Annotated in this window: 18 protein-coding genes and 1 pseudogene; 6 read left to right on the top strand and 13 right to left on the bottom strand. The window is 69.3% G+C overall.

Annotated features, from left to right (window positions below; all coding sequences use genetic code 11):
- Positions 1-34: 34 nt before the first annotated feature.
- A complete protein-coding gene (locus ABT313_RS44745) occupies positions 35-376 on the bottom strand; it encodes a PA0049 C-terminal domain-containing protein (RefSeq protein WP_502884015.1) in 342 nt (113 codons plus the stop codon).
- Positions 377-535: 159 nt separating this feature from the next.
- Positions 536-1,272: pseudogene (locus tag ABT313_RS44740) on the bottom strand (PA0049 family protein); the annotation flags it as partial.
- A 225-nt stretch (positions 1,273-1,497) separates the two neighbouring features.
- On the opposite strand from ABT313_RS44740, the gene ABT313_RS21760 reads away from it, so the two are divergent.
- Entirely contained in the window at positions 1,498-2,298 is an 801-nt protein-coding gene (locus ABT313_RS21760; RefSeq protein WP_350856583.1) for a carbonic anhydrase, read from the top strand.
- Here ABT313_RS21760 and ABT313_RS21755 read toward each other — a convergent pair.
- From ABT313_RS21755 to ABT313_RS21720, 8 genes are all read right to left on the bottom strand, one after another.
- Positions 2,295-2,897 (bottom strand): hypothetical protein, encoded by a 603-nt coding sequence (locus ABT313_RS21755; protein WP_350856580.1) that lies wholly within the window; start codon positions 2,895-2,897, stop codon positions 2,295-2,297. The genes ABT313_RS21760 and ABT313_RS21755 overlap by 4 nt on opposite strands.
- Positions 2,898-2,923: 26 nt before the next feature.
- The gene (locus ABT313_RS21750) at positions 2,924-3,421 is read right to left on the bottom strand and encodes a beta-class carbonic anhydrase (RefSeq protein WP_350856578.1); all 498 of its coding nucleotides are present in this window, start codon (positions 3,419-3,421) and stop codon (positions 2,924-2,926) included.
- Positions 3,418-3,864, bottom strand: a complete 447-nt coding sequence (locus tag ABT313_RS21745; protein ID WP_350856575.1) for a hypothetical protein — start codon at positions 3,862-3,864, stop codon at positions 3,418-3,420. The genes ABT313_RS21750 and ABT313_RS21745 overlap by 4 nt, the downstream gene beginning before the upstream one ends.
- A gap of 549 nt (positions 3,865-4,413) precedes the next feature.
- On the bottom strand, positions 4,414-6,081 hold the full coding sequence (locus ABT313_RS21740; protein WP_350856572.1) for an MFS transporter: 1,668 nt from the start codon (positions 6,079-6,081) through the stop codon (positions 4,414-4,416).
- The gene (locus ABT313_RS21735; protein WP_350856569.1) at positions 6,078-6,782 is read right to left on the bottom strand and encodes an LppX_LprAFG lipoprotein; all 705 of its coding nucleotides are present in this window, start codon (positions 6,780-6,782) and stop codon (positions 6,078-6,080) included. The genes ABT313_RS21740 and ABT313_RS21735 overlap by 4 nt, the downstream gene beginning before the upstream one ends.
- A 4-nt stretch (positions 6,783-6,786) precedes the next feature.
- A complete protein-coding gene (locus tag ABT313_RS21730) occupies positions 6,787-9,234 on the bottom strand; it encodes a DNA gyrase/topoisomerase IV subunit A (protein ID WP_350856565.1) in 2,448 nt (815 codons plus the stop codon).
- Positions 9,235-9,365: 131 nt separating this feature from the next.
- Positions 9,366-11,312 (bottom strand): FtsX-like permease family protein, encoded by a 1,947-nt coding sequence (locus tag ABT313_RS21725; RefSeq protein WP_350856562.1) that lies wholly within the window; start codon positions 11,310-11,312, stop codon positions 9,366-9,368.
- Positions 11,312-12,082, bottom strand: coding sequence for an ABC transporter ATP-binding protein (locus ABT313_RS21720; protein ID WP_350856559.1), 771 nt, complete (start codon positions 12,080-12,082; stop codon positions 11,312-11,314). The genes ABT313_RS21725 and ABT313_RS21720 overlap by 1 nt, the downstream gene beginning before the upstream one ends.
- Positions 12,083-12,191: 109 nt before the next feature.
- Here ABT313_RS21720 and ABT313_RS21715 point away from each other — a divergent pair, with 109 nt between their 5' ends.
- From ABT313_RS21715 to ABT313_RS21700, 4 genes are read left to right on the top strand one after another with little or no spacing between them, the layout of a single operon-like run.
- Positions 12,192-13,463, top strand: a complete 1,272-nt coding sequence (locus ABT313_RS21715) for a sensor histidine kinase (RefSeq protein WP_350856556.1) — start codon at positions 12,192-12,194, stop codon at positions 13,461-13,463.
- On the top strand, positions 13,445-14,110 hold the full coding sequence (locus tag ABT313_RS21710) for a LuxR C-terminal-related transcriptional regulator (RefSeq protein ID WP_350856553.1): 666 nt from the start codon (positions 13,445-13,447) through the stop codon (positions 14,108-14,110). Before ABT313_RS21715 ends, ABT313_RS21710 begins: the two co-directional genes overlap by 19 nt.
- A gap of 2 nt (positions 14,111-14,112) precedes the next feature.
- Positions 14,113-14,517 (top strand): CoA-binding protein, encoded by a 405-nt coding sequence (locus tag ABT313_RS21705; protein ID WP_350856550.1) that lies wholly within the window; start codon positions 14,113-14,115, stop codon positions 14,515-14,517.
- 9 nt (positions 14,518-14,526) lie between these two features.
- Positions 14,527-14,949 carry a TIGR03667 family PPOX class F420-dependent oxidoreductase gene (locus ABT313_RS21700; protein WP_350856547.1) on the top strand — a complete coding sequence of 141 codons (423 nt, stop codon included), beginning with the start codon at positions 14,527-14,529 and terminating at the stop codon, positions 14,947-14,949.
- Positions 14,950-14,958: 9 nt separating this feature from the next.
- Here ABT313_RS21700 and ABT313_RS21695 read toward each other — a convergent pair whose 3' ends face one another.
- From ABT313_RS21695 to ABT313_RS21685, 3 genes are read right to left on the bottom strand one after another with little or no spacing between them, the layout of a single operon-like run.
- A complete protein-coding gene (locus ABT313_RS21695) occupies positions 14,959-15,207 on the bottom strand; it encodes a DUF2630 family protein (protein WP_350856544.1) in 249 nt (82 codons plus the stop codon).
- A gap of 43 nt (positions 15,208-15,250) precedes the next feature.
- Positions 15,251-16,948, bottom strand: coding sequence for an AMP-binding protein (locus tag ABT313_RS21690; RefSeq protein WP_350856541.1), 1,698 nt, complete (start codon positions 16,946-16,948; stop codon positions 15,251-15,253).
- A gap of 10 nt (positions 16,949-16,958) precedes the next feature.
- Positions 16,959-18,005, bottom strand: a complete 1,047-nt coding sequence (locus tag ABT313_RS21685) for an ArsB/NhaD family transporter (RefSeq protein ID WP_350856538.1) — start codon at positions 18,003-18,005, stop codon at positions 16,959-16,961.
- 161 nt (positions 18,006-18,166) lie between these two features.
- Between ABT313_RS21685 and ABT313_RS21680 the strand changes: the two genes are divergently transcribed.
- Complete coding sequence (locus tag ABT313_RS21680; RefSeq protein WP_350856536.1) at positions 18,167-20,866, top strand: bifunctional acetate--CoA ligase family protein/GNAT family N-acetyltransferase; 2,700 nt, start codon at positions 18,167-18,169, stop codon at positions 20,864-20,866.
- Positions 20,867-20,871 lie beyond the last annotated feature (5 nt).

Raw genomic sequence — 20,871 nt, 5'->3', positions numbered from 1 at the left:
TCAGTCCGAGCATGGCGGTGATCAGTTTTCTGTACTAGCCGAGCGCGGCGCGCAGGATTGCGTGCGCTCCGTTGACGATCGCCTCGCGGTTCGCTTCGTACGTCGGGTCGGTGACCGCGGTCTTGTTGGCCGGGTCGAAGTAGAGAACCGGGACGTGCAGGTGGCCGGCCGGCATCGACGGGTCGAGGAGGTCGCGTTGGAGCGTGTTGCGGTAGGCGACCTCGTTGGAGAGGTAGCCGCCGCCGGTGCCCTCTGACGCGATCGAGCCGGGCGTAGGACCATCGGGTCGGCGTACGGGCTCTGTCTGGCCGGCCGGAATCTCCAATACAGAAGTGTTGACGCGGGTCCGGAACGGCGTGACGTCGGCGTGCGACATCCGGGCCAGCGGAAGGCTCGAGGTGATGAACTCCGGCCCGGGCGGCATGCTGGGGGAGACGACAGGTGCGTTGACCGTGCCGCCGCCCCAGAGGTTGTTGTTGTCGCCGATCGAGCTGACCGAGCGGCGCCGTCCGTTGAAGACCTCCAGGTCGAAGATGCCGACGCGGCCCTGACTCGCGGTCATGACGAGATCCGCGTGCTGCGGACCCGGGCGGTAGTGCGGCGCGAGAGCGTTCTCGACCATGCTCTCGTCAAAGTCGGTGTAGCGGACCGGGAACATCACGGTCTGGATCTCGTACGTCTTGCCGTTCACCGTCCACCGCTGACCGTCGAGGGTGAGTGCGTTGGCGCCTGACGGGTTGCCGATGCGGATGTCGGCGTCCAGCGTGAACGGGTCGAAGCCGGTGACGAGGATCTTCCGCACGCCCGGTGTGAAGCGGGTGCTCGTGATGCCGCGGGACGCGTACTCGAACGACTTGATCAGGCCGGCGCGCTCCGTCGTACCGAGGCCGAAGCGTGGTTGCCATTGGCGGAGGGCGAATGCCATCGAAATCCGCGCCCAGTACAGACCGCGGTCGTCGGTTGCCGGCAGCGCGTCGGCTCCGTGCACAGGATGCTGAGCCCGGTACGTCGCCGTACGCCAGAGGGTTTCGCCCTGGTGCGCACGAGAGCGGCAGCGGCCTGTCGACTGGGGACGTGGCACAGGAGCTCCGTGAACAGCTCGACCTGCCGGTCGAAGCCGGAGCGCCTGAGGATCTCCGCCGGAACAGACGGCCCACCAGCCACCCCTAGATCCAGGCGTTGCTCCTCGACCGTGCCGACGATGGAGTGATCGAGGCACCCGGTCGCGGGACCGCCGCGGAGTGCCGGGGCGGCGTCCGGAGTGGCCGGCATGGCGTGGGCGATCGGAGCGCCGGACAGGACAGCTGTCAGCGCGAGGGCGCCGACGAACAGGGAGCGGTGGAATGAGCTGGGGCGGAGTCTCATACGGGGTGTCTATCAGATTTCCCGGCTGGAGCCGAGAGATTCGAAGACATTGTGGGTACTGCAGACTGTATGCAATCTGCTACCTTCGAGCTGACGGCCTCGCCCCGCCGTCCGTGTGCGAGGAGGACGTCCTTGAACGAGCCGACCACTCCGGTGCCCGCGCATTCGCGCCGTCGCGTCCTCGCAGTCGCTCTGGCCGCCGCAGCCCAGGCCACCTTCGCCACCGCGGCCCTGGCGGGCTGCGCCGACAGCACCACCGGCACTGTCAGCACCAGCGGCGCTGTCGACACCGGTGAGGCAGAGGGCACCCGGCCTCCCGGCACCTCGTTCGGCTCACCTGTGGTTGCCAATGGCAACCAGGCGCTGGAACGGCTGATGGCAGGAAATGCGCGTTTCGTCGCCGCCCAGGATCAGGATCTCGACGAGGGCATCGCACGACGCGTGGCGGTGAGCAAGGGCCAGCACCCGTTCGCCACGATCCTCGGCTGCGTCGACTCCCGCGTGCCGATCGAGCTGGTCTTCGACCAGGGCCTCGGCGACCTCGTCGTCGTACGAAGTGCCGGTGGAGCGCTCGATCAGTCGGTGACCGGCAGCATCGAGTTCGGCATCGCCGAGCTCCACACGCCGCTCCTCGTAGTCCTGGGCCACCAGCGTTGCGGTGCGCTGGACGCCACTATGAAGGCCCTGGACGCCGAGCAACGCACCTCCCACACCAAGGGCCTCGATTACCTCGTCGACACGCTCGCCCCAGCTGTCCGCCAGGTAGTAGGCAAACCCGGCGACCGCCTCACCAACGCCGTACAGGCCAACGTCGCCCTCACCCTCACCAAGCTCCGCCAGTCGTCCGTCATCGGCCCCATGGAGAAGTCCGGCAAACTCAAACTCGCCGCCGCCTACTACGAACTCGACACCGGCAGAGTCGTCCTGCTCTAGCCAGGCGGCGCTTCGAAGATCGGAACGAGATAGGTGACCCAGAGCCAGTGATGGATCAGCACGGCGGCGACGCAGACGACCAACGGAACCCCAGTACGAATCACCCACGGGACCCGGTTCACCAGGAGCGCCATTGCGATCATCACCAGGCCGGTGAGCGTGCCCGCGAGGAAGCCGAGTTTCTCCTCGGCGTGGACCGGCCAGCAGTCGGGATAGGTGCAGGGGCCGCTGCTGCCGGTGTTGTAGCCGGAGGCGCCGAACGCGCTGCCCAGATAGGTCCAGAAGCCGACGGCGGCGCCGCACAGGCCCTGCAGCACGGCGCCGCCCACCGAACCGCGCGCCGACCAGCGGGCCGCCCGGGGCAGGCCGTTGGACAGCAGGATGACGAGCAGGGCGAACAGGAGGTAGTTGACCGAGTGGATGTCGGGAGGAACCGCACCTGCGCGGGCGCGCAGCGGATCGACGTGCGGCAGGCTGAACCACAACGCAAGGCCCGGGAAGACCAGTGGGAGGAGGCCGAGCGTGCCGAGGGCGATGAGCACGCCGTTGGACCAGCGCCACGCCCGGTGGGGTCTTGGGGCTTCGTCGGTCGCACTCACTGCAGCAGTACTACCCCGGCGACGGGTCAGTCGATCTGGGTCAGGCGGCCGTCGTCGACGTCGTACATGAAGCCGCCGACGAGGATGTCGTCGCCGATCAACGGGTGTTCGCGGACGGCGGCGACGTCGCGGCGGAGGGCCTCGAGCTGGTCGGGGATGACCGAGATCGGCAGGTAGCCGGCCGGCTTGCCCGCGGCCTGCTCGACCTTGGCGCGCAGGTCGTCCTCGGACATCGCGGCCATCGCGCAGCGGGTGTGCGGAATGATCATGATCCGGCGTACGCCGAGCAGTTGGACGCCGAGCACCAGCCCGGTCATCGTGATCTCGGTGACCCGCCCGCCGGCGGACCGCAGGACCTTCGCGTCGCCCGGCTTGAGGCCGAGCATCTCCAACGGCGGGATCCGCGAGTCCATACAGGTGACCACGCCGATGCCGGCGTGCGCGATCCCGTCGAATCCGCCGTAGTGGAAGTCGGCGACGTAGTCCGCGTTGGCGGCGAGCAGATCGTCGAACCCCCCGCTCATCCGACCGCGCCTGACACTGGAGTTCCGGTTTGCAGGATCGACATCGCGAACGGTTCCTTTCCACACGAGTCCGGACGGGGAGGGTCTGCGAGCGCGCTGGTGACCGGGACGATCCACGACCGCCCGTCGAGGTGCTGGACGGTCACGGTGGCGGGGCCTTCGGCCACGACCCGCAACGCGTCCAGGGAGAGCTCGCCGGTGAGCTCCCGGACGGCGACCTCGGCCGCTTGACCGCGCTTGCTCCAGGTAGACCGGCCGCGCAGGCCGGTCGTGACAGTCTCGCCGCGATCTGCCGCGGCCAATGCCTCGACCGCTGTCTCGACGGTGAGGTGCCCGTGCATCGTGCCGGCGGGCAGGTACGTCGCGGTCGGAGCGAAGCGGTGTCCGCCGAGATGGTTGGCTTCCCACACGCGGCCCGGTGCCCGTTCGGCGAGCCCTGACACCAGTGGCGACCGAGAATCGCGCAGCACTCGTCACGCTTGCCGTTTGTGCACACAAGCACGACCGGCTCCTCGACGGGCAGAAGCGCGGGCAGTGAAGCGATCACCGCGGCGCGATCACCGCGCGCGACCGCGGCGAGATCGAGGCCACCCAGCTCCGACGGGTCTGCGACGCGTCCACCGAGCAGCCAGCTCCGGCCCGGAATGGTCGAGGCGACGAACACCTGGTGCGACTGCTCGACCCCGTCCGCGTGCCGCCCCGGCGACCGGATCAGCGCGAACCGTAGATCGGCCTTCTTGCACTTGTCGTCGAACGGCCCGCCGAACTCCGCGTCGAGATGGCTCTGGGTCGGTGCCTTCGCACCCCACGGCCCCGGCTGCTCGAGGACGACCCATCCCTTGGCCACGACCGCGGTGCCGGCGAGCGGCTCGCGCAGTACCCGGCAGTACGTCGAACACAGGCCGGGCCGGGCCGGGTTCGGCGAAGCGTCGGGCGCAGGAGTCACACCCTCACGGTACGCGAGGTGAGACAGCTGTCCCTCATGATGATCATCATGTGTGCGTTAGGCCACGTCGACCGAGCAGCAGTACGGCGAGGGCGGCGGCCAGGAACGCGCACACGGCGGCCCCGGCGAAGATTGCGTGAACTTGTGAAACGGCGGCGTCGCGGAGCGCGTCGACGAACGGCCGGCAGTTGCCGGGGGAGGACGGGCACAGCTCGTTCGGCGATTTGATGCCGTCGGCAATGGCGTAGTACCTCCGCAGGCCGATCGCCGTCAGCGCGGAGACGCCGACAAGCATGCCGACCATCCGCGCGACGACCACGAGTGCGCTCACCAGGCCGTGCGTGTCTGCAGGCGTCGCGCCGAGCATGGCCGTGTTCAGCGGCGACAGTGCCAGGCCGAAGCCGAAACCGCAGACGAGCAGTACGACGGTCGCCGGCCAGTGATCGAGCGCCGTACGGCTCCAGAACGCCATGATCACGAACATTGCACCGGACAACCCCAGCCCCGCTCCGGCGATTAGTCCGAGCCCGTAGCGGCGCGTGAGCCACCCACCGGCGACTGCTCCGACCGGCAGGGCGATCAAGAACCGGACCAGCACCAGCGCGGCCGCGAGCTGCCCACCGCCCTGGGTGGTGCGGGCAAACACCGGTACGTCGACTAGTGCCGCGATCAGTGCGCAACCGATGAGGAAGCTGACCACCAGCGAGCCCCAGGCAGGACGTGCACCCAGCAGGCCACGAGGCACGATGGCTGCCGCCGTACGACGCTGCCACAGCGCGAACGCCACCGCGAAGACGGCGGCCGCGACCAGCAGCCACGGGCCGGCCGGCGACATCAGCTCACGCTCGGGGTCCGCCGTCGCGAAGGCCAGCACGACGCCGGCCAACGCGAGGGCAAGCAGCAGCGCCCCGACCAGGTCGACCTGCGCCAGTACGCCGGCAGCTCGACCGCGTCCGCGCCACAGCACCAGGCCGAGCCAGATCAGAGCCAGCACCAGCGTGGCGACACCGATCGGTGTCAGCAGCCGGGAGGTGCCGGTGAAGGGCACGAAAGGAAGGCCGAGCGTCACCCCGGACGCCAGCCGGTCAGGTGCCGTCAGCGTGAGTCCCAGAGCAACACAGGCGAGCAAGCCGACGGCACCGGCAAGCGATGGCCGTCGACGACCTCGGAGGAGCAGCGCGAGCACGACGGCGACGGTCAGGTTGAGCCAGAAGATGTACCGCCAGTCGGCCACCGCGAGTACGGCGGCACCGAGCAGCGGACCGAGCACCGACCCGAGTTCCTGCACCGCGCCGACCACGCCCAACGGCAGTCCACGACGATCAGCCGGCCAGAGATCCGCGACGAGCGCGAGGGTCGCCGGAACGAGGCCACCGCCACCGACCCCCTGAAGAAACCGACCGGTTACCACCAGTGGGAGGTCGTAGGCACCGGCCGTGATCAGCGACCCGACCGCGAACAGCAGCAGTGCGCCGACCAGCACCGGCGTCCGGCCGACCACATCCGCGATCCGCCCGATCAACGGCAGGACGGCGATGTACCCGAGCAGGAAGCCCGAGATGATCGGCGCCGCCCGCTGCAACTCGTCCGCGGACAGCCCAACACCGGCCATCATGTCCGGCAGCGCCAGCACGACGACGTACGTGTCCGCCGCCGCGAACGCGACCGCGATGGACGCCAGTGTGAGCCGCGTCCTCGCCGAGCTGTCGCTCACGGCTTCGTGATCTCTACCTTCTCGCCGTACTTGTCGAGGGTGACGTCGTAGCTGCTGGTGGCGCCGGCGTAGAACGGGCCGGTGATGGTGGCCGAGACGAGTTGCTTGGCGTCCTTGTCGATCTTGAACGTGCTCGGGAAGTCCTGGTCCGCGGGCGCCTTCGGGAAGATGCCTTGCAGGTCCTTGCCCTGGACGGAGCCGGTCACCTCGGTGAGCACCTTGGCGCCCTCGCGGGTCTCGCCCTTGACCTTCGGGTCCTTCAGCGTCGGCAGGACCGCGGTCAGGCCCTTCGCCGGGTCGAGCAGGATCGCCGGGTCAGGAGCGCCGAGCGAGGCCAGTTGCGACGGCGGAAGCTCGATGTAGCTGGGCGTGAACGACAGCTTGGCGTACACCTTGCTGCCGACCGCGACGACCTGGGCGTCGATCGGCGCACCGGCCGACCGCACCGTCAACTTGCCCTTGAACGCCGGCGCGTGTGTGGCGACACCGTCGCCACTGGCCAGCGTCTGCGCGTTGTCCGGCAGATCGCGGCCGGTCAGCACGATGTGCACGCTGGCCGCGTCGTCGATTGTCTTCTTCGCATCGGTGAGCAGCGCGACCGCGTCCCCGCCGGACTGCCCGCCCCCGCCGGTGTCCTTCTTGTCGCTGCACCCCGCGAGCGCAAGTACCACGACCGCGCCGAGCGCGAGCAGTCTCTTCACGGGATCAGCCTGCCAGATCAGCAGCGCACGCAGCGATCGGCTGCGCGACCGGCACGCCGGAGCCGTCCCGGCGCGGGTCGACCGGCGGCAGGTCCACCGGAGCGCCGCTGCTCGCACTGGCCTTCACCGGCGCCGCACCGACGAAGCCGAGCAGCAGCCCGTCCTCGCCCTTCAGCAGCCGCTGGCAGCGCACACCGCCCGTCCCGCGGCCCTTGCCCGGGTACTCGCTGAACGGCGTCACCTTGACCGCACCGACCTCGGTCCCCGGCAGGGCCGACGACGAGCCTGCGATCGTGACGACCTGCGCCTCCCGGCCCGTGTCGACCGCCCCGAAGAACACGACCTTCGCCTTCGCGGCCAACCGCACACCGGCCATACCGCCCGCCGTCCGTCCCTGCGGCCGTACTGCGGACGCCGGGAAGTGCAGCAGTTGCGCGTCGGACGTGATGAAGCACAGCTCCTCGTCGCCCGTGGTCAGCTCGACCGCGCCGATGACCTCGTCGCCTTCCTTCAGCCCGACGATCTCCCACGAGTCACGGTTGCTCAGGTGGTCCGGCACGACCCGCTTCACCACGCCGCCTGTCGTACCCAGAGCGACACCGACCGATTCCGGGTCCATCGTGGTCAGCGCGAGCGCCTTCTCACCCGGCTCCAGCGACACGAACTCCGCGATCGGCGCGCCCCCCTGCAAGTTGGGCGCGGCGGCAGTCGTCGGTACGGCGGGAAGGTCGAGCGACTCCAGCCGGATCAGCCGGCCGGCGCTGGTGACCAGGCCGTACTGTCCGCGGGCGGTGCTCTTGATCGCGGAGACGATCGCGTCGTGCTTCGCGCGCGCCTCACCGCCGCCGAACGGCTCGACCCCGTTCGTCCGGGCCAGCAGCCCGGTCGAGCTCATCAGGATCCAGCAGGGGTCGTCGCTGACCTCGAGTGGCACGGCGGCCGTCTTGGTCGCGCCGGAGGACTCCAGCAGCACCGTCCGGCGCGGGGTGCCGTAGGTCTTGGCGATCTCGGCGAGCTCGTCGGACACCGTCTTCTGCAGTAGCTTCGGGTCCTCGATGATCGCGGTCAGCGCCTCGATCTCGCGCTCCAGCTCGCCCTTCTCGGTCTCCAGCTCGAGCTTGGAGTACTTCGTCAGCCGGCGCAGCGGCATGTCCAGGATGTAGTTCGCCTGGATCTCGGACAGGTCGTAGATCTCGATCAGCCGGGACCGTGCCTCGGCCGAGTCCTCGCTGCTGCGGATGATCTGGATGACCTCGTCGATGTCGAGGATCGCGATCAGCATGCCCTCGACGATGTGCAGCCGGTCCTGCGCCTTCTTCCGGCGGAACTCGCTGCGCCGGCGGACCACGTCGTACCGGTGGTCGAGGTAGACCTCGAGGAGCTGCTTGAGGCCGAGCGTCCGCGGCTGGCCCTCGACCAGGCAGACGTTGTTGACGTGGAACGCGTCCTCGAGCGGGGTCAACTTGTAGAGCTGCTCGAGCAGCGCCTCGGGGACGAACCCGTTCTTGACCTCGATCACCAGCTGGGTGCCGTGGGTCCGGTCGGTCAGGTCCTTGACGTCGGCGATGCCCTGCAGCTTCTTCGCCTGGACCAGCGTCTTGATCTTCTCGATCACCTTCTCCGGGCCGACGGCGTACGGCAGCTCGGTGACCACGATGCCCTTGCGGCGCGGGGTGACGTTCTCGATCCGGGCGGTGGCGCGCATCTTGAAGCTGCCGCGGCCGGTCGCGTACGCGTCCTTGATGCCCTCGAGGCCGACGATCTTGCCGCCGGTGGGCAGGTCCGGGCCGGGCACGAACCGCATCAGGTCGTCGATGTCGGCGGTCGGCGTCTTGATCAGGTGCCGCAGCGCCTGGATCACCTCGACCAGGTTGTGCGGGGCCATGTTGGTCGCCATGCCGACTGCGATCCCGGTGGCGCCGTTGACCAGCAGGTTCGGGAAGGCGGCCGGGAGTACCCCCGGCTCCTGCTCCTGGCCGTCGTAGTTCGGCTTGAAGTCGACGACGTTCTCGTCCAGGCCGGCCGTCATCGCCATCGCCGGCGGCGCCATCCGGCACTCGGTGTACCGCATCGCGGCCGGGCCGTCGTCGAGCGAGCCGAAGTTGCCGTGCGGGTCGATCAGCGGCACCCGCATCGACCAGGACTGGCCGGTCCGGACCAGGGCGTCGTAGATCGCGCCGTCGCCGTGCGGGTGGTACTTACCCATGACCTCACCGACGACGCGGGCGCATTTCACGTGCGAGCGGTCGGGGCGGATGTTGTTCTCCGCCATCGAGAACAGGATCCGCCGCTGCACCGGTTTGAGCCCGTCCCGCGCGTCGGGCAGGGCCCGGGCGTAGATCACCGAGTAGGCGTACTCCAGATAGCTGGTACGCATCTCGTCGGAGACGTCGATGTCGAGGATGCGCTCCTCGAAGTCTTCGGGTTCGGCGGTGCTGGTACGGCGTGCCATGCGGGTCTACGAGCTCCTCGATCAAACCGGTACGACGCCGCGACGGTCCGGCGCCCCACCATTGTCCCTGGTCAACAGCCTTTTCTGTGCTCACGACCCACCCTTGCGCCAATCGTCTCCGCCGTACCGGACTAGTCCATGACTGCGGAGGGCTGTGACCGGCGCAGGATGTACGTGGTCGGGGCCAGAGCGGACCCTACCGCCAGGATCAGACAAAGTCCGCCGATGCCCAGCAGCACGCCCCACGGAACCGTGAACGGCACGTCGGCCAGCCCGGCGTTCATCGCGTGCCGGATCAGGATCCCGACCGTCACCGTGATCGCCGTACCGAGACTCAGCGCAACCGCCCCGACCAGCGACGACTCCCACAGCACCATCCGCCGGATCTGCGCCGGCGTCGCGCCGAGCAGCCGGGAGGTGATGAACTCGTGCCGCCGCTGCAGACTGCCCATCAGCAGCGTGTTGGCGATCGCGATCGCGCTGTACAGCCCGGCCGGACCGAGCAGCAGGACCAGGCCGAGCTGGTTGCCCTTCCGTACGCCGTCCGCCTGGCCGGCCTCCCAGTCCGCGGCCAGCTGCGCATTCGGCAACTGCTTCACGAGGGTCGCGGGATCGACACCCTCCGCGGGCAGCACGAACTGCCGCTCGGGCTCCGCCTTCGGCGCGTGCTGACGGGCGAGTTCGCGCGGGATGAGCAACGACGAGTTCACGCCGAACGCGTCCTTCACGATCGCCACCACCCGCAGCTTCACCGGCGTCCGATCGACGAACACCAGCGGGATCTCGTCGCCGACCTTGTACCCCTCGAACCCCGACATCTCCTTGCCGATAACCACGGTGTTCCCGGTCAGATCCCGGACGTCACCGGCCAGCGGCGTGAGATCCCGGGTCCTGACTGCGACGGCCGGGTCGATTCCTTCGGCATCCTCCAGCTCAGCGTCGTCACGGTCGATCCGCACCAGTTGGATCGGCACTGCGGCGTCAACGGCAGCGACGCCCGGCGGCAGGCCCCCGGGTGCCGACACCGGAGTGCCTCCCGTGACGACGATCGGGGCGCGGACGGCGTCCCGGATGGTGGCCGCGGCGCTGTCCGCCGCGAAACTCAGGCTCAGCACCATCGAGCCCGCGACGGCCGAGATCGCGAGGATCGGGGCCGCCAGCGAGGCGCTGCGGCGCGGCGCCGCCACCACATTGCTCCGCGCCAGCCGCCCGGACACCTCGGTCCACGCGACCAACGGCACCGACCACAGGCGCCCGACGAGCGGCACCACCAGCGGTGCGAGCAGCGTCAGCGCGATCACCATCACCATCGGCGTGAACATCGCCAGCGGTACGGCGCCGTCGCCGGTCGACGGCCGGATCAGCGTCAGCATCGTGATCGCGCCGCCCATGAACAACAGGCCGAAGACGATCCTGACCGGCCCGATCCGCGGCGGTTCGAGCGCAGCCTCCCGCAACGCATCGATCGGGCCGACCCGCCCAGCCCGTCGGGCGGCCGACCGCGCCCCGAGCATCGCCACCAACAGCCCGGCCGCGACAGCAATCGACAGCGGCACCCACGGCGACGCCGGCTCGAGTTTCACCGGCGCGAGCTCGGTGTACGACGCCTTGGCCAGCAGCAGCGGAGTCGCGAGCTGAGCCGCGAGCGCACCGGTGAGTGACGCGGCCAGTGCCACGACCAGTGCCTCGCCGAGCACCATTCGGCGGATCTGGCGCGGAGTCGCACCGATCAGCCGCAGCAGCCCGATCTCCCGCCGCCGCGACGCCACCGCGAACGCGAACGTGCTGGCGATCACGAAGATCGTGATGAACCCGCTGATCGCCCCGACCATGTTCAGCACGACCTGCAGCCCGGAGACGTCGTCGGAGAACGGCACCCGGACCTGTCGAGGCGCAGCGCCGTCGCCGCCCAGCGTGGTCACGGTGATAGCTGAAGCGGCCGGCCCGCGGTACGCGATCGTGGCTGCCGTCGCGGTGGCTGCCAGCCCGAGCAGGAACACTCCGACCGCGAGCGCAACGAACGAACCGGCGTACAACGACCGGTGGCGGCTGACGGTCTGACGGCTCAGGAAGAACATCACCGCTGCTCCAGATCGCTCATAGCCGCGGCAATCTGCGTCGGCGTGGCGCGGTCGAGGTGCCCCGCGAGCAGCCCGTCGGACAGGAACAGCACCCGCTCGGCGTACGCCGCGGCGACCGGGTCGTGGGTGACCATGACGACGGTCTGGCCGGCGCGGTCGGTCGCGTCTCGCAACAGCCCGAGGATCTGCCGGCTGGTGCCGCTGTCCAGAGCGCCGGTCGGCTCGTCGGCGAAGAACACCGACGGCTGAGTGATCAATGCTCGCGCGATCGCCACTCGTTGCTGCTGACCACCGGACAGCTCCGCGGGCCTCCGCTTCGCCTTGCCGTCCAGTCCGACCTGGTCCAGCACCCGGTGTACGTCGTTCCGCGACGGCCTGCGTCCGGTCAACCGGAGCGGCAGTGCGACGTTGTCGTAGACGGTCAGCGACGGCAGCAGGTTGTAGGCCTGGAACACGAACCCCATCTCCGCCCGGCGCAGCTTGGTCAACTCGACCTCGCTCAGCCCACTCAGCGTCACCCCGTTGAGTACGACGGTGCCCGTGGTCGGCTGGTCGAGTCCGGCGGCGCACTGCAGCAGCGTCGACTTGCCGGAGCCGGACGGGCCCATGACAGCGGTGAACGAGCCGCGGGCGAAGTGGTACGTCACTCCGCGCAGTGCGTCGACCGCACCGGCCTTGGAGCGGTACGTCTTGGTGATGCCGTCCAGCAGCAACGCGGGCGGCTCGATCGGCGCGACGGTCGGGTACGAGGGCGCGGTAGCGGTCATGGAACCAGGCAACCGTGGAAGCGGCCACGAAGCCCTGGCCCATGGTGGAGACCTGGAGTAGCGCGCACGCTACCGTCCCGCGGGCTTAGGCCCCTCTAGGGTTGAAACCGTGGAGAGTCCCAAGACGGCGTGGGCAGCGTTGGCGTCGCCGCGCTACCTGATCTCGTCGTGGCCCTGGCGTAGCTACGCCTACCTCTTCACGTCCGTGCCGGTCGGTGCGCTGGCGATCTGCGTACTGGTCGGCCTGGCTGCGCTCAGCGCGGTCCTCAGCCCGATCCTGATCGGCATCCTGATGCTGACGGCGTTCCCGCTGATCGGTGCGGCGATCGGCTGGATGGAGCGCTGGCGGGCCGGACTGATGCTGGTGGACGGCATCAGCACCCCGCACGCGAAGCTGCCGATGGCACTGTCGCTCAAACAGCGGCTGGCTTTCCGCCGGCGCGAGCAGGCATCGATGCGGGCGCTCGGGTACGGCTTCGTGCTCGGCGTCCTGATCTGGCCGCTCAGTGCATTGTTCGCCGGGGTCAGCGCGACGATCCTGCTGACCACCCTGGCCGCTCCGATCATCGCCGACACCGACGAGATGGGGATGGGGCCGTGGACGCTCGACTCGGCCGGGGAAGGGCTCGTCTTCCTGGTCCTGTTCGGGCCGGTGTTCTACGCGTTCAGCTCGTACCTGCTCGGCGTCATCGCCGGTGCCGAGGCCTCGCTCGCGAAGGCGATGCTCGGGCCGCGGCAGGAGGAGCTGCAGCGCAACCTCGCCGAGCTCCGGCGATCGAGGCTCGATCTGGTCGACGCGTTCGAGACCGAGCGGGCACGGATCGAGCGGCACCTGCACGACGGCGTACAACAGCGGCTGGTCGGGCTGACGATGACGCTCGGGCTGGCCGAGCTGGATCTGCCCGACGGCGAGGGGCGGCGGCTGGTGGTGAAGGCGCATTCCGAGGCGGAGGCGGCGCTGGCCGATCTGCGGGCCGCCGTACGTGGGATCCATCCCCGGGTGCTCGTCGATCATGGGCTGGAGGCCGCCGTCCGGGAGGTGGCCGACCGGATGCCACTGGCGGTGACGGTGCAGCTGTCCACGACGCGGTTGCCGCCGCCGATCGAGGCCGCGGCGTACTTCGTGGTGTCCGAGGCGCTCGCCAACGTCGCCAAGCACGCGCAGGCGACCAAGTGCGACGTGTCCGGCTGGGTGGATCGTGAGCGGCTGGTGATCACGATCCAGGACGACGGGATCGGCGGCGCACGTCTCGGTGCGGGGACCGGACTCACCGGGCTGGTGACGCGATTGGACGCCTTGGGCGGCACACTCGACGTCGACAGCCCACCCGGTGGGCCGACCCGACTGAGGATGGAGTGCCCGTGCCGACTCGGCGACTGAGCCGTCGACTGTCCATTGTGCTGGCCGAGGACTCGCTGCTGTTGCGGGAGGGGCTGGCCAGCATTCTGGATCGCGCCGGGCACGACGTACGGGACTCTGTAGGTGACGCGGACACGCTGCTGGCAGTCGTCCGCAAGGAGCCGCCGGACGTCGTGATCACCGACGTACGGATGCCGCCCGGCCACTCCGACGAGGGGCTGCGTGCGGCGGCGGCGATCCGGGCCGAGCTGCCGGCGATCGGGATCCTGGTGCTCTCGCAGTACGTCGCCGACGCGTACCTCTCGTCGTTGCTGGAGACAACGACCGGCGGGATCGGCTACCTGCTGAAGGACCGCGTCGGGCACGTCACGGAGTTCCTCGAGTCGCTGGACCGGGTCGCGGACGGCGGGACCGTGGTCGACCCGGAGGTTGTTCGTCAGCTGCTCGCACGGCGGCGCAACGACGGGCCGCTGGCCGCGCTCACGCCGCGTGAACTCGAGGTGCTCGCGCTGATGGCCGAGGGCCGGGTGAACTCGTCGATCGCGGAGCAACTGGTGGTGAGCGAGGCCGCGGTCCGCAAGCACGTGGGAAACATTTTCGCCAAGCTGCGGTTGGAAGAGGGGCTGGACCGGCGCGTATCCGCGGTGCTGACCTACCTGAGAGGCTGATGATGGACGAAGCGATCCGGAAGATCCTGGCCGACTGCGAGACCTGGGCCGTGGTCGGGCTGTCGAACAACACCAGCCGGGCGGCGTACGGCGTGGCGCGCTTCCTGCAGAGTCACGGCAAGCGGATCGTGCCCGTGCATCCGTCCGCGGAGACCGTGCACGGCGAGCAGGGGTACGCGAAGCTCGCGGACATCCCGTTCCCGGTCGACTGCGTGGACGTCTTCGTGAACTCCGACCTGGCCGGCGACATCGCGGACCAGGCGGTGGGAATCAACGCTAAGGCGGTGTGGTTCCAACTCGACGTAGTTGATCAGGACGCCTACGACCGGACGACCGCGGCGGGACTCACGATGGTGATGAACCACTGCCCGGCGATCGAGTGGGGGCGTCTCGGACCGGCGCTCTGAAAGGTTCTGATGTTCACGATCGACACCTCCACCGGCTTCGGTAAGCGGATCGCACGGCAACTCGACGACGAACGCGTCGTCTGGCTGACCACCGTCGCCCCCTCAGGCACCCCGGCCCCGACGCCGGTGTGGTTCCTCTGGCACGAGAACGAGCTGCTGATCGGCAGCGAGCCGGACAAGGCCAAGCTGCGCAACATCGCCGCCCACCCGCAGGTCAGCCTGAACTTCAACGCGACGCACACCGGGGGAGACGTCGGCGTCATCACCGGCACCGCGGTGATCGAGAGCGCACCGATCGGCGGTGCCGAGCTCGCGGCGTACAACGCGAAGTACGCCGAGGACATCGCCGGTCTCGGGATGACTCCGGATCAGTTCCATGCGTCGTACTCGGTCCTGATCCGGATCACCCCGCGGAAACTGCGCGGTTTCTAGCTGAGGTTTCTAGTTGAGGTAGCCCTCGACGGTGTCGGCCGAGCGGGCCTGCGCGTCGTCGGGGTTCTCACCGAACTCACGGCGGGCACGCCGCTGGCGGAGCAGGTCCCAGCACTGGTCCAGCTCGATCTCGACGGCCTTCAGCCGGGCGTGCTCGTCGGTGTCGCTGATCTCGCCGGCAGCGTGCTTGGACCGAAGATCCTTCTCCTCGGCAACCAGGTCGTTGATGCGGCTGCTGATGGTCTTGTCGTCGCTCATGAGCAAACCGTACGCCCGTCCGGCAGGCGGGACCGGAGCCTGGTTACTTGAAGTCGGCCTCGTCGTAGGTGTTGCCGGCGCCGCTGTCGACCTTTGCCGCCTCGTCGGCGCGGAGCTCGACGCGGCGGATCTTGCCGGAGATGGTCTTCGGCAGCTCGGCGAACTCGAGCCGGCGGATCCGCTTGTACGGCGCCAGGTGCTCGCGGCAGAACGCCAGGATCTCCCCGGCCAGCTCCCGCGACGGCTCGTGCCCCGCCGCGAGGACGACGTACGCCTTCGGCACCGCGAGCCGCACCGGGTCCGGCGACGGTACGACGGCGGCCTCGGCGACCGCCGGGTGCTCGATCAGCACCGACTCCAGCTCGAACGGCGAGATCCGGTAGTCGCTGGCCTTGAACACGTCGTCCGAGCGTCCGACGTACGTGATGTAGCCGTCCTCGTCCCGGCTCGCGACGTCGCCGGTGTGGTAGTACCCGTTCCGCATGACCTCTGCGGTCAGCTCGTCCGCGTCGCGGTAACCGCGCATCAACGGGACCGGCGCGGGCGCCAGCTCGATGCAGATCTCACCGTCGTCGCCGATCACATCGGTCGCCGGATCGATCAGCGCGATGCTGTACCCGGGCAGCGGGCGGCCCATCGAGCCGAGCTTCACCGGCTGACCGGGGGTGTTGCCGATCTGTGCGGTCGTCTCGGTCTGGCCGTACCCGTCCCGGATGGTGATGTCCCAGGCGTTGCGGACCTGCTCGATCACCTCGGGGTTGAGCGGCTCGCCGGCCGAGATGCATTCGCGGATCTGTACGTCGACCGCGGACAGGTCGGCCTGGATCAGCATCCGCCACACGGTCGGCGGGGCGCAGAACGTGGTCACGCCGTACTCCTGGAGCACCTGCAGCATCCGCTCGGCGTTGAAGCGCGTGTAGTTGTACAGGAAGACCGTCGCACCGGCGTTCCACGGCGCGAACACGTTGCTCCACGAGTGCTTCGCCCAGCCGGGTGACGACACGTTGAGGTGTACGTCGCCGGGCTGCAGACCGATCCAGTACATCGTCGACAGGTGGCCCAGCGGGTAGCTGACCTGCGTGTGCTCCACCAGCTTCGGCTGACTCGTCGTACCGGACGTGAAGTAGAGCAGGAGCGAGTCGTCCGCAGCGGTGTCGACCTCGGGGACCGGACCGTCGTAGCTCTCGGTGTCGGCGTAGGACAACCAGCCCTCGGCCGGAGCGCCGACCGCGACGCGGATGCAGTGGTCCGCGATCCCGGCGTACCGGCCGGCGTCGGCACCGCTGGTGACGACAGCGCGGACATTGCCGCGGGAGATGCGGTCGGCGAGGTCGGCGTCGGTGAGCAGGGTGGTCGCGGGGATCATCACCGCCCCGGCGCGGATGCAGCCGAGCATGGTCTCCCAGAGCTCGACCTGGTTGCCGAGCACGATCAGCACGCGATCGCCCGGTTTCAGGCCTGCCTCGGTGAGCCAGCCGGCCACCTGGCGGGACCGTCCGGCCATCTCCGAGTACGTCCGGGAGGTGACCTGGCCGTCCTCCTCGACGATCGTCAGTGCGGCCACCTCGGGCTGCTCGACCGCGAGCGCGTCGAACCAGTCGTGCGCCCAGTTGAACCGCTCCAGCGCGGGCCAACTGAAGTCCCGGTACGCCGTCTCGTAGTCGTCGCGATGCGCCACCAGGAAGTCCCGGGCCTCCCGGAACTCCCGCGTCACCGCCGAGGTGCTCTGCTCCGTCGCCATGTCGCGCACATTACCCATTCAGGGCGAGAACAGCTCCTGTCACAACGAGTGGCGTGAGGATGAGACCGCGCCACAGGAACGACCACCACGAGATGTCGACGCGGGCGGCGTCGCAGCGGGCCCGCCAGAGCAGGGTGGCGAGTGAGCCCCACAGGGTGAGCAGGCACCCGCAGTTGACGCCGATCAGCAGCGCCATCATCCGGTGCGGACTGTTCGAGGCGACCGGCTCCATGGCCAGGTACGCCGGCAGGTTGTCGAAGAGGTTCGCCCCGACCGCGGCGGTGGCGCTCAGGCGGAGGTTCGAGGTGGTGCCGGCGATGTGTCTGAGCAGGTTCTCGAGCCCGTGGTCACTGAGAAACCCGACCACCGTGAACAGCACGATGACGGTGATGACCAGCTTGTAGGGGAGCAGTGACCAACGCAGGACGCTCCGGCGGCGGATGGCGAACAGGACGACGAGGATGAGCGCACCGGCGGTGGCGGGGTAGGCGACCTCGACACCTGAGACGAACGCTGGCCCCATCAGCACGCACACGCCCGCCGAACCCCAGAACAGCACCTTGTCCTCGACCGGCGGCGTGGCCGGTACGGCGTACGTCCGCCGCAGGTCGCGATGGAAGAGGGCGGCGAGGACGACGACCGTGATCAGGATCGACGCGATCGCCGGGCGCCAGCTGACCGAGATGAACGACGTGTCCAACTGGCGGAACTGGTGGAGCGCCAGGAGGTTGGTGAGATTGGACACGGGCAGCAGCAACGACGCCGTACCGGCCAGCCAGACGGTGGTGAACGCGAACAGCTTCGGCGGGATCTGGAGCTGCCGGGCCATCGACAGCACGACCGGCGTCAGAAGCACCGCGCAGGTGTCCAGCGACAGCACGATTGTGAGGCCGGTGGCGAGTGCGACGACCAGCAGCCACAGCCGCCAGACCCGGCCGCGGGCGAGGTGCGCGGCCTCCCGCGCCGCGACGTCGAACACCTTGGCCTGGTCGGCCAGCTCGGCGATGACGGTCACCGCGATCAGGAAGACCAGCACCGGCGCGATCCGCTCGACCAATATTCACGACCTCTCAGGTGACTGTTTGAGTACGCTTGCCGGGTGACTCTATTGATGCCACGACTCCGTCGCGGCGGGTCATGGGGCTGTTGCTCCCGGTCTTCCCTCGTCGCTCCGGTCGCTGCGCTCCCTGCGCTCCTCAGTCCAGACCGGGAGGCCCCATGACCAAGGGCCAGTATGACCACGAGCTGCCGGACGGCTATCCGGCGGAGTACGAGGCCGATGTCGTCCTGCGGGACGGCGCGACCGCGCATCTGCGCCCGATCACGCCCTCGGACGCGGATCTACTGGTGTCGTTCTACGCCCGGGTGTCCGAGCAGTCGAAGTACTACCGGTTCTTCGCGCCGTACCCGCAACTGTCCGAGCGGGACGTGACGAGGTTCACCACGGTCGACTACCACGACCGGCTCGCACTGATCGTCACGGTCGGTGACGAGATGATCGGCGTCGGCCGGTACGAGCGGACCGGACGCCGTACGGCGGAGGTCGCGTTCCTGATCGAGGACGCGCACCAGGGCCGCGGCCTGGGGCAGTTGTTCCTCGAGCACCTGGCGCAGGCGGCCCGGGAGAACGGGATCCACCGGTTCGTCGCCGAGGTGCTGCCGGACAACCGCAAGATGATCACGGTCTTCGCCGAGGCCGGCTACAAGGTCGCCCGCGAGTTCGAGGACGGCGTGATCGTGGTGGAGTTCGACATCGCGCCGACCGACACCTCGTTCGGCGTGATGCAGGCCCGCGAGCAGCGGTCGGAGGCACTCTCGATCGCACGGCTGCTGACGCCCTCGTCGGTCGCTGTGATCGGCGCCAGCCGGCGCGAGGGCACGATCGGCAACGCGCTGCTCCGCAACCTCCGCGACGGCGGGTTCCCGGGCCGGTTGTACGCCGTCAACACCGACACCAAGGCCGACGAGATCGAGGGCGTCCCGGCGTACCCGACGATCCGCGAGGTCGGCGACACGGTCGACCTGGCCGTGGTCGCGGTCAAGGCGGAGATGGTCGCGGATGTGGTCCTGGACTGCGCGGCCAAGGGCGTGCGCGGGCTGGTCGTGGTGTCGAGCGGTTTCGCCGAGATCGGTGACGAAGGGCGGAAGCGGCAGCGGCACCTGGTCGGGCTCGCGCGCTCGTACGGCATGCGCGTCATCGGCCCGAACGCGCTCGGCCTGATCAACACCGCGGCCGGCGTCTCGCTGAACGCGACGCTCTCACCGCTGATGCCGAGCAAGGGCCGGGTCGCGTTCTTCTGCCAGTCCGGCGCGCTCGGAGTGCCGATCCTGGCCGATATGGTCGGTCGTGGCCTCGGCCTGTCGAGCTTCGTCTCGGCCGGCAACCGGGCCGATGTCTCGGGCAACGACCTGATGCAGTTCTGGTACTCCGACGAGGCCACCGAGGTCGTCCTGCTGTACCTCGAATCGCTCGGCAACCCGCGCAAGTTCAGCCGGGTCTCCCGCCGGCTGGCCGGGCGCAAGCCGGTGATCGCGCTGAAGTCCGGCCGGGCCACCCAAGGGGTTCCGGTCGGGCAGATGATCCGGCGCAGCAAGTTGCCGCCAGCAACGATCGAGTCGATGTTCCGGCAGAGCGGGCTGATCGGGGTGGACACCACCGGTGAGCTGTTCGACGTCGCCCAGTTGCTCGCCCACCAGCCGCTGCCGAGGGGCCGCCGGGTCGCGATCGTCTCGAACTCCGACGCGCTGACCCTGCTCGCTCTCGATACGATGGCCAGCTGCGGTCTCGAACAGGCCGGCGACCCGCGCAACCTGAGTGCCGACGCGACCGCTTCGGACTTCGGCGGCGCCCTGGCCGAGGTGTTCGCCGACGATCGCGTGCACTCGGTCGTGGTCATCTACACGCCGCCGGTGCAGGCCCACGGCGGAGAGGTCGCACAGGTCCTGGCGGCCGCCGCCGCCGGATCGGACAAGCCCGTGGTGTCGACGTTCCTCGCCTCGCGCAGCGTGCCCGCCGAGCTCCGCGTCCCCGACGAGGACGGCGGTGCGGCGCGCGGATCGATCCCGTCGTTCCTCAACCCGCAGTACGCCGTGGGTGCGCTCGCGAAGGCGACGCAGTACGCCGAGTGGCGCAAGCGCTCCGACAGCCGGATCCCGGACCTGCCGGAGGTGGACACCGACGGGGGAGAGGACTTCGTCGCGGAGTTCCTCCAGCGGCATCCCGGTGGCGCCGATCTGGACGAGGCGGACCGCCAGCGGTTGCTGAGCTTCTACGGGATCACGGTGCTGCCGGCGTTCCCGGTGCTGAGCGCTGACGAGGCGGTCGACCGGGCCGCGGATCTCGGGTTCGAGGTGATCCTGAAGGCGACCGCGGAGCAGTGGCGGATGCGGCCGGACCTGGCCGACATCTGGCGGCACATCCACGACGAGGAGGACATGCGGGCGGCCTGGGCGGAGATGACCCAGACGTTCGGCGTCGCGTCGGATCCGGGGCGGGCCCAGTTCGTCGTACAGAAGATGGCGCCGCCGGGGGTGCCGGTGGTGATCTCGACGATCGAGGACGTGTCGTTCGGGCCGGTTGTCACGTTCGGGTTGTCCGGGGTGGCGACGGACCTGCTCGGCGACCGGTCGTACCGGATGCCGCCGCTGACCACGCGGGACGCCGCGGAGATGGTGCGCGAGGTGAAGGCGTCGCCGCTGCTGTACGGGTACCGCGGCTCGGACCCGGTCGACATCTCCGCGATCGAGGACCTGCTGCACCGGGTCTCACGGCTCACGCTCGACCTCGAGGAGGTCGTCCGCCTCGACCTGCGCTCGGTCCTGGTCTCCGCCGAGGGCGCCTGCGTCCTCGACACCCGCGTCCGCATCGCTCCGAACGAGAAGCCCCGTCAGGACACCCCGGCCCGCCGCCTGACGTAACCCAC

The organism is Kribbella sp. NPDC000426 (assembly GCF_040300265.1).
Lineage (GTDB): Bacteria > Actinomycetota > Actinomycetes > Propionibacteriales > Kribbellaceae > Kribbella.
Note: the sequence above shows the minus strand (reverse complement) of the source record. Positions and strands in the feature narration are given on the sequence as shown.

Bases quoted from the DNA above. Each gene is read 5' to 3' on its own strand.
- ABT313_RS44745 (WP_502884015.1), bottom strand. From the start codon at position 376: ATGTCGCACGCCGACGTCACGCCGTTCCGGACCCGCGTCAACACTTCT.
- ABT313_RS21750 (WP_350856578.1), bottom strand. From the start codon at position 3,421: ATGAGCGGGGGGTTCGACGATCTGCTCGCCGCCAACGCGGACTACGTC.
- ABT313_RS21730 (WP_350856565.1), bottom strand. From the start codon at position 9,234: ATGGCACGCCGTACCAGCACCGCCGAACCCGAAGACTTCGAGGAGCGC.
- ABT313_RS21725 (WP_350856562.1), bottom strand. From the start codon at position 11,312: ATGTTCTTCCTGAGCCGTCAGACCGTCAGCCGCCACCGGTCGTTGTAC.
- ABT313_RS21720 (WP_350856559.1), bottom strand. From the start codon at position 12,082: ATGACCGCTACCGCGCCCTCGTACCCGACCGTCGCGCCGATCGAGCCG.
- ABT313_RS21705 (WP_350856550.1), top strand. From the start codon at position 14,113: ATGGACGAAGCGATCCGGAAGATCCTGGCCGACTGCGAGACCTGGGCC.
- ABT313_RS21700 (WP_350856547.1), top strand. From the start codon at position 14,527: ATGTTCACGATCGACACCTCCACCGGCTTCGGTAAGCGGATCGCACGG.
- ABT313_RS21695 (WP_350856544.1), bottom strand. From the start codon at position 15,207: ATGAGCGACGACAAGACCATCAGCAGCCGCATCAACGACCTGGTTGCC.
- ABT313_RS21690 (WP_350856541.1), bottom strand. From the start codon at position 16,948: ATGGCGACGGAGCAGAGCACCTCGGCGGTGACGCGGGAGTTCCGGGAG.
- ABT313_RS21680 (WP_350856536.1), top strand. From the start codon at position 18,167: ATGACCAAGGGCCAGTATGACCACGAGCTGCCGGACGGCTATCCGGCG.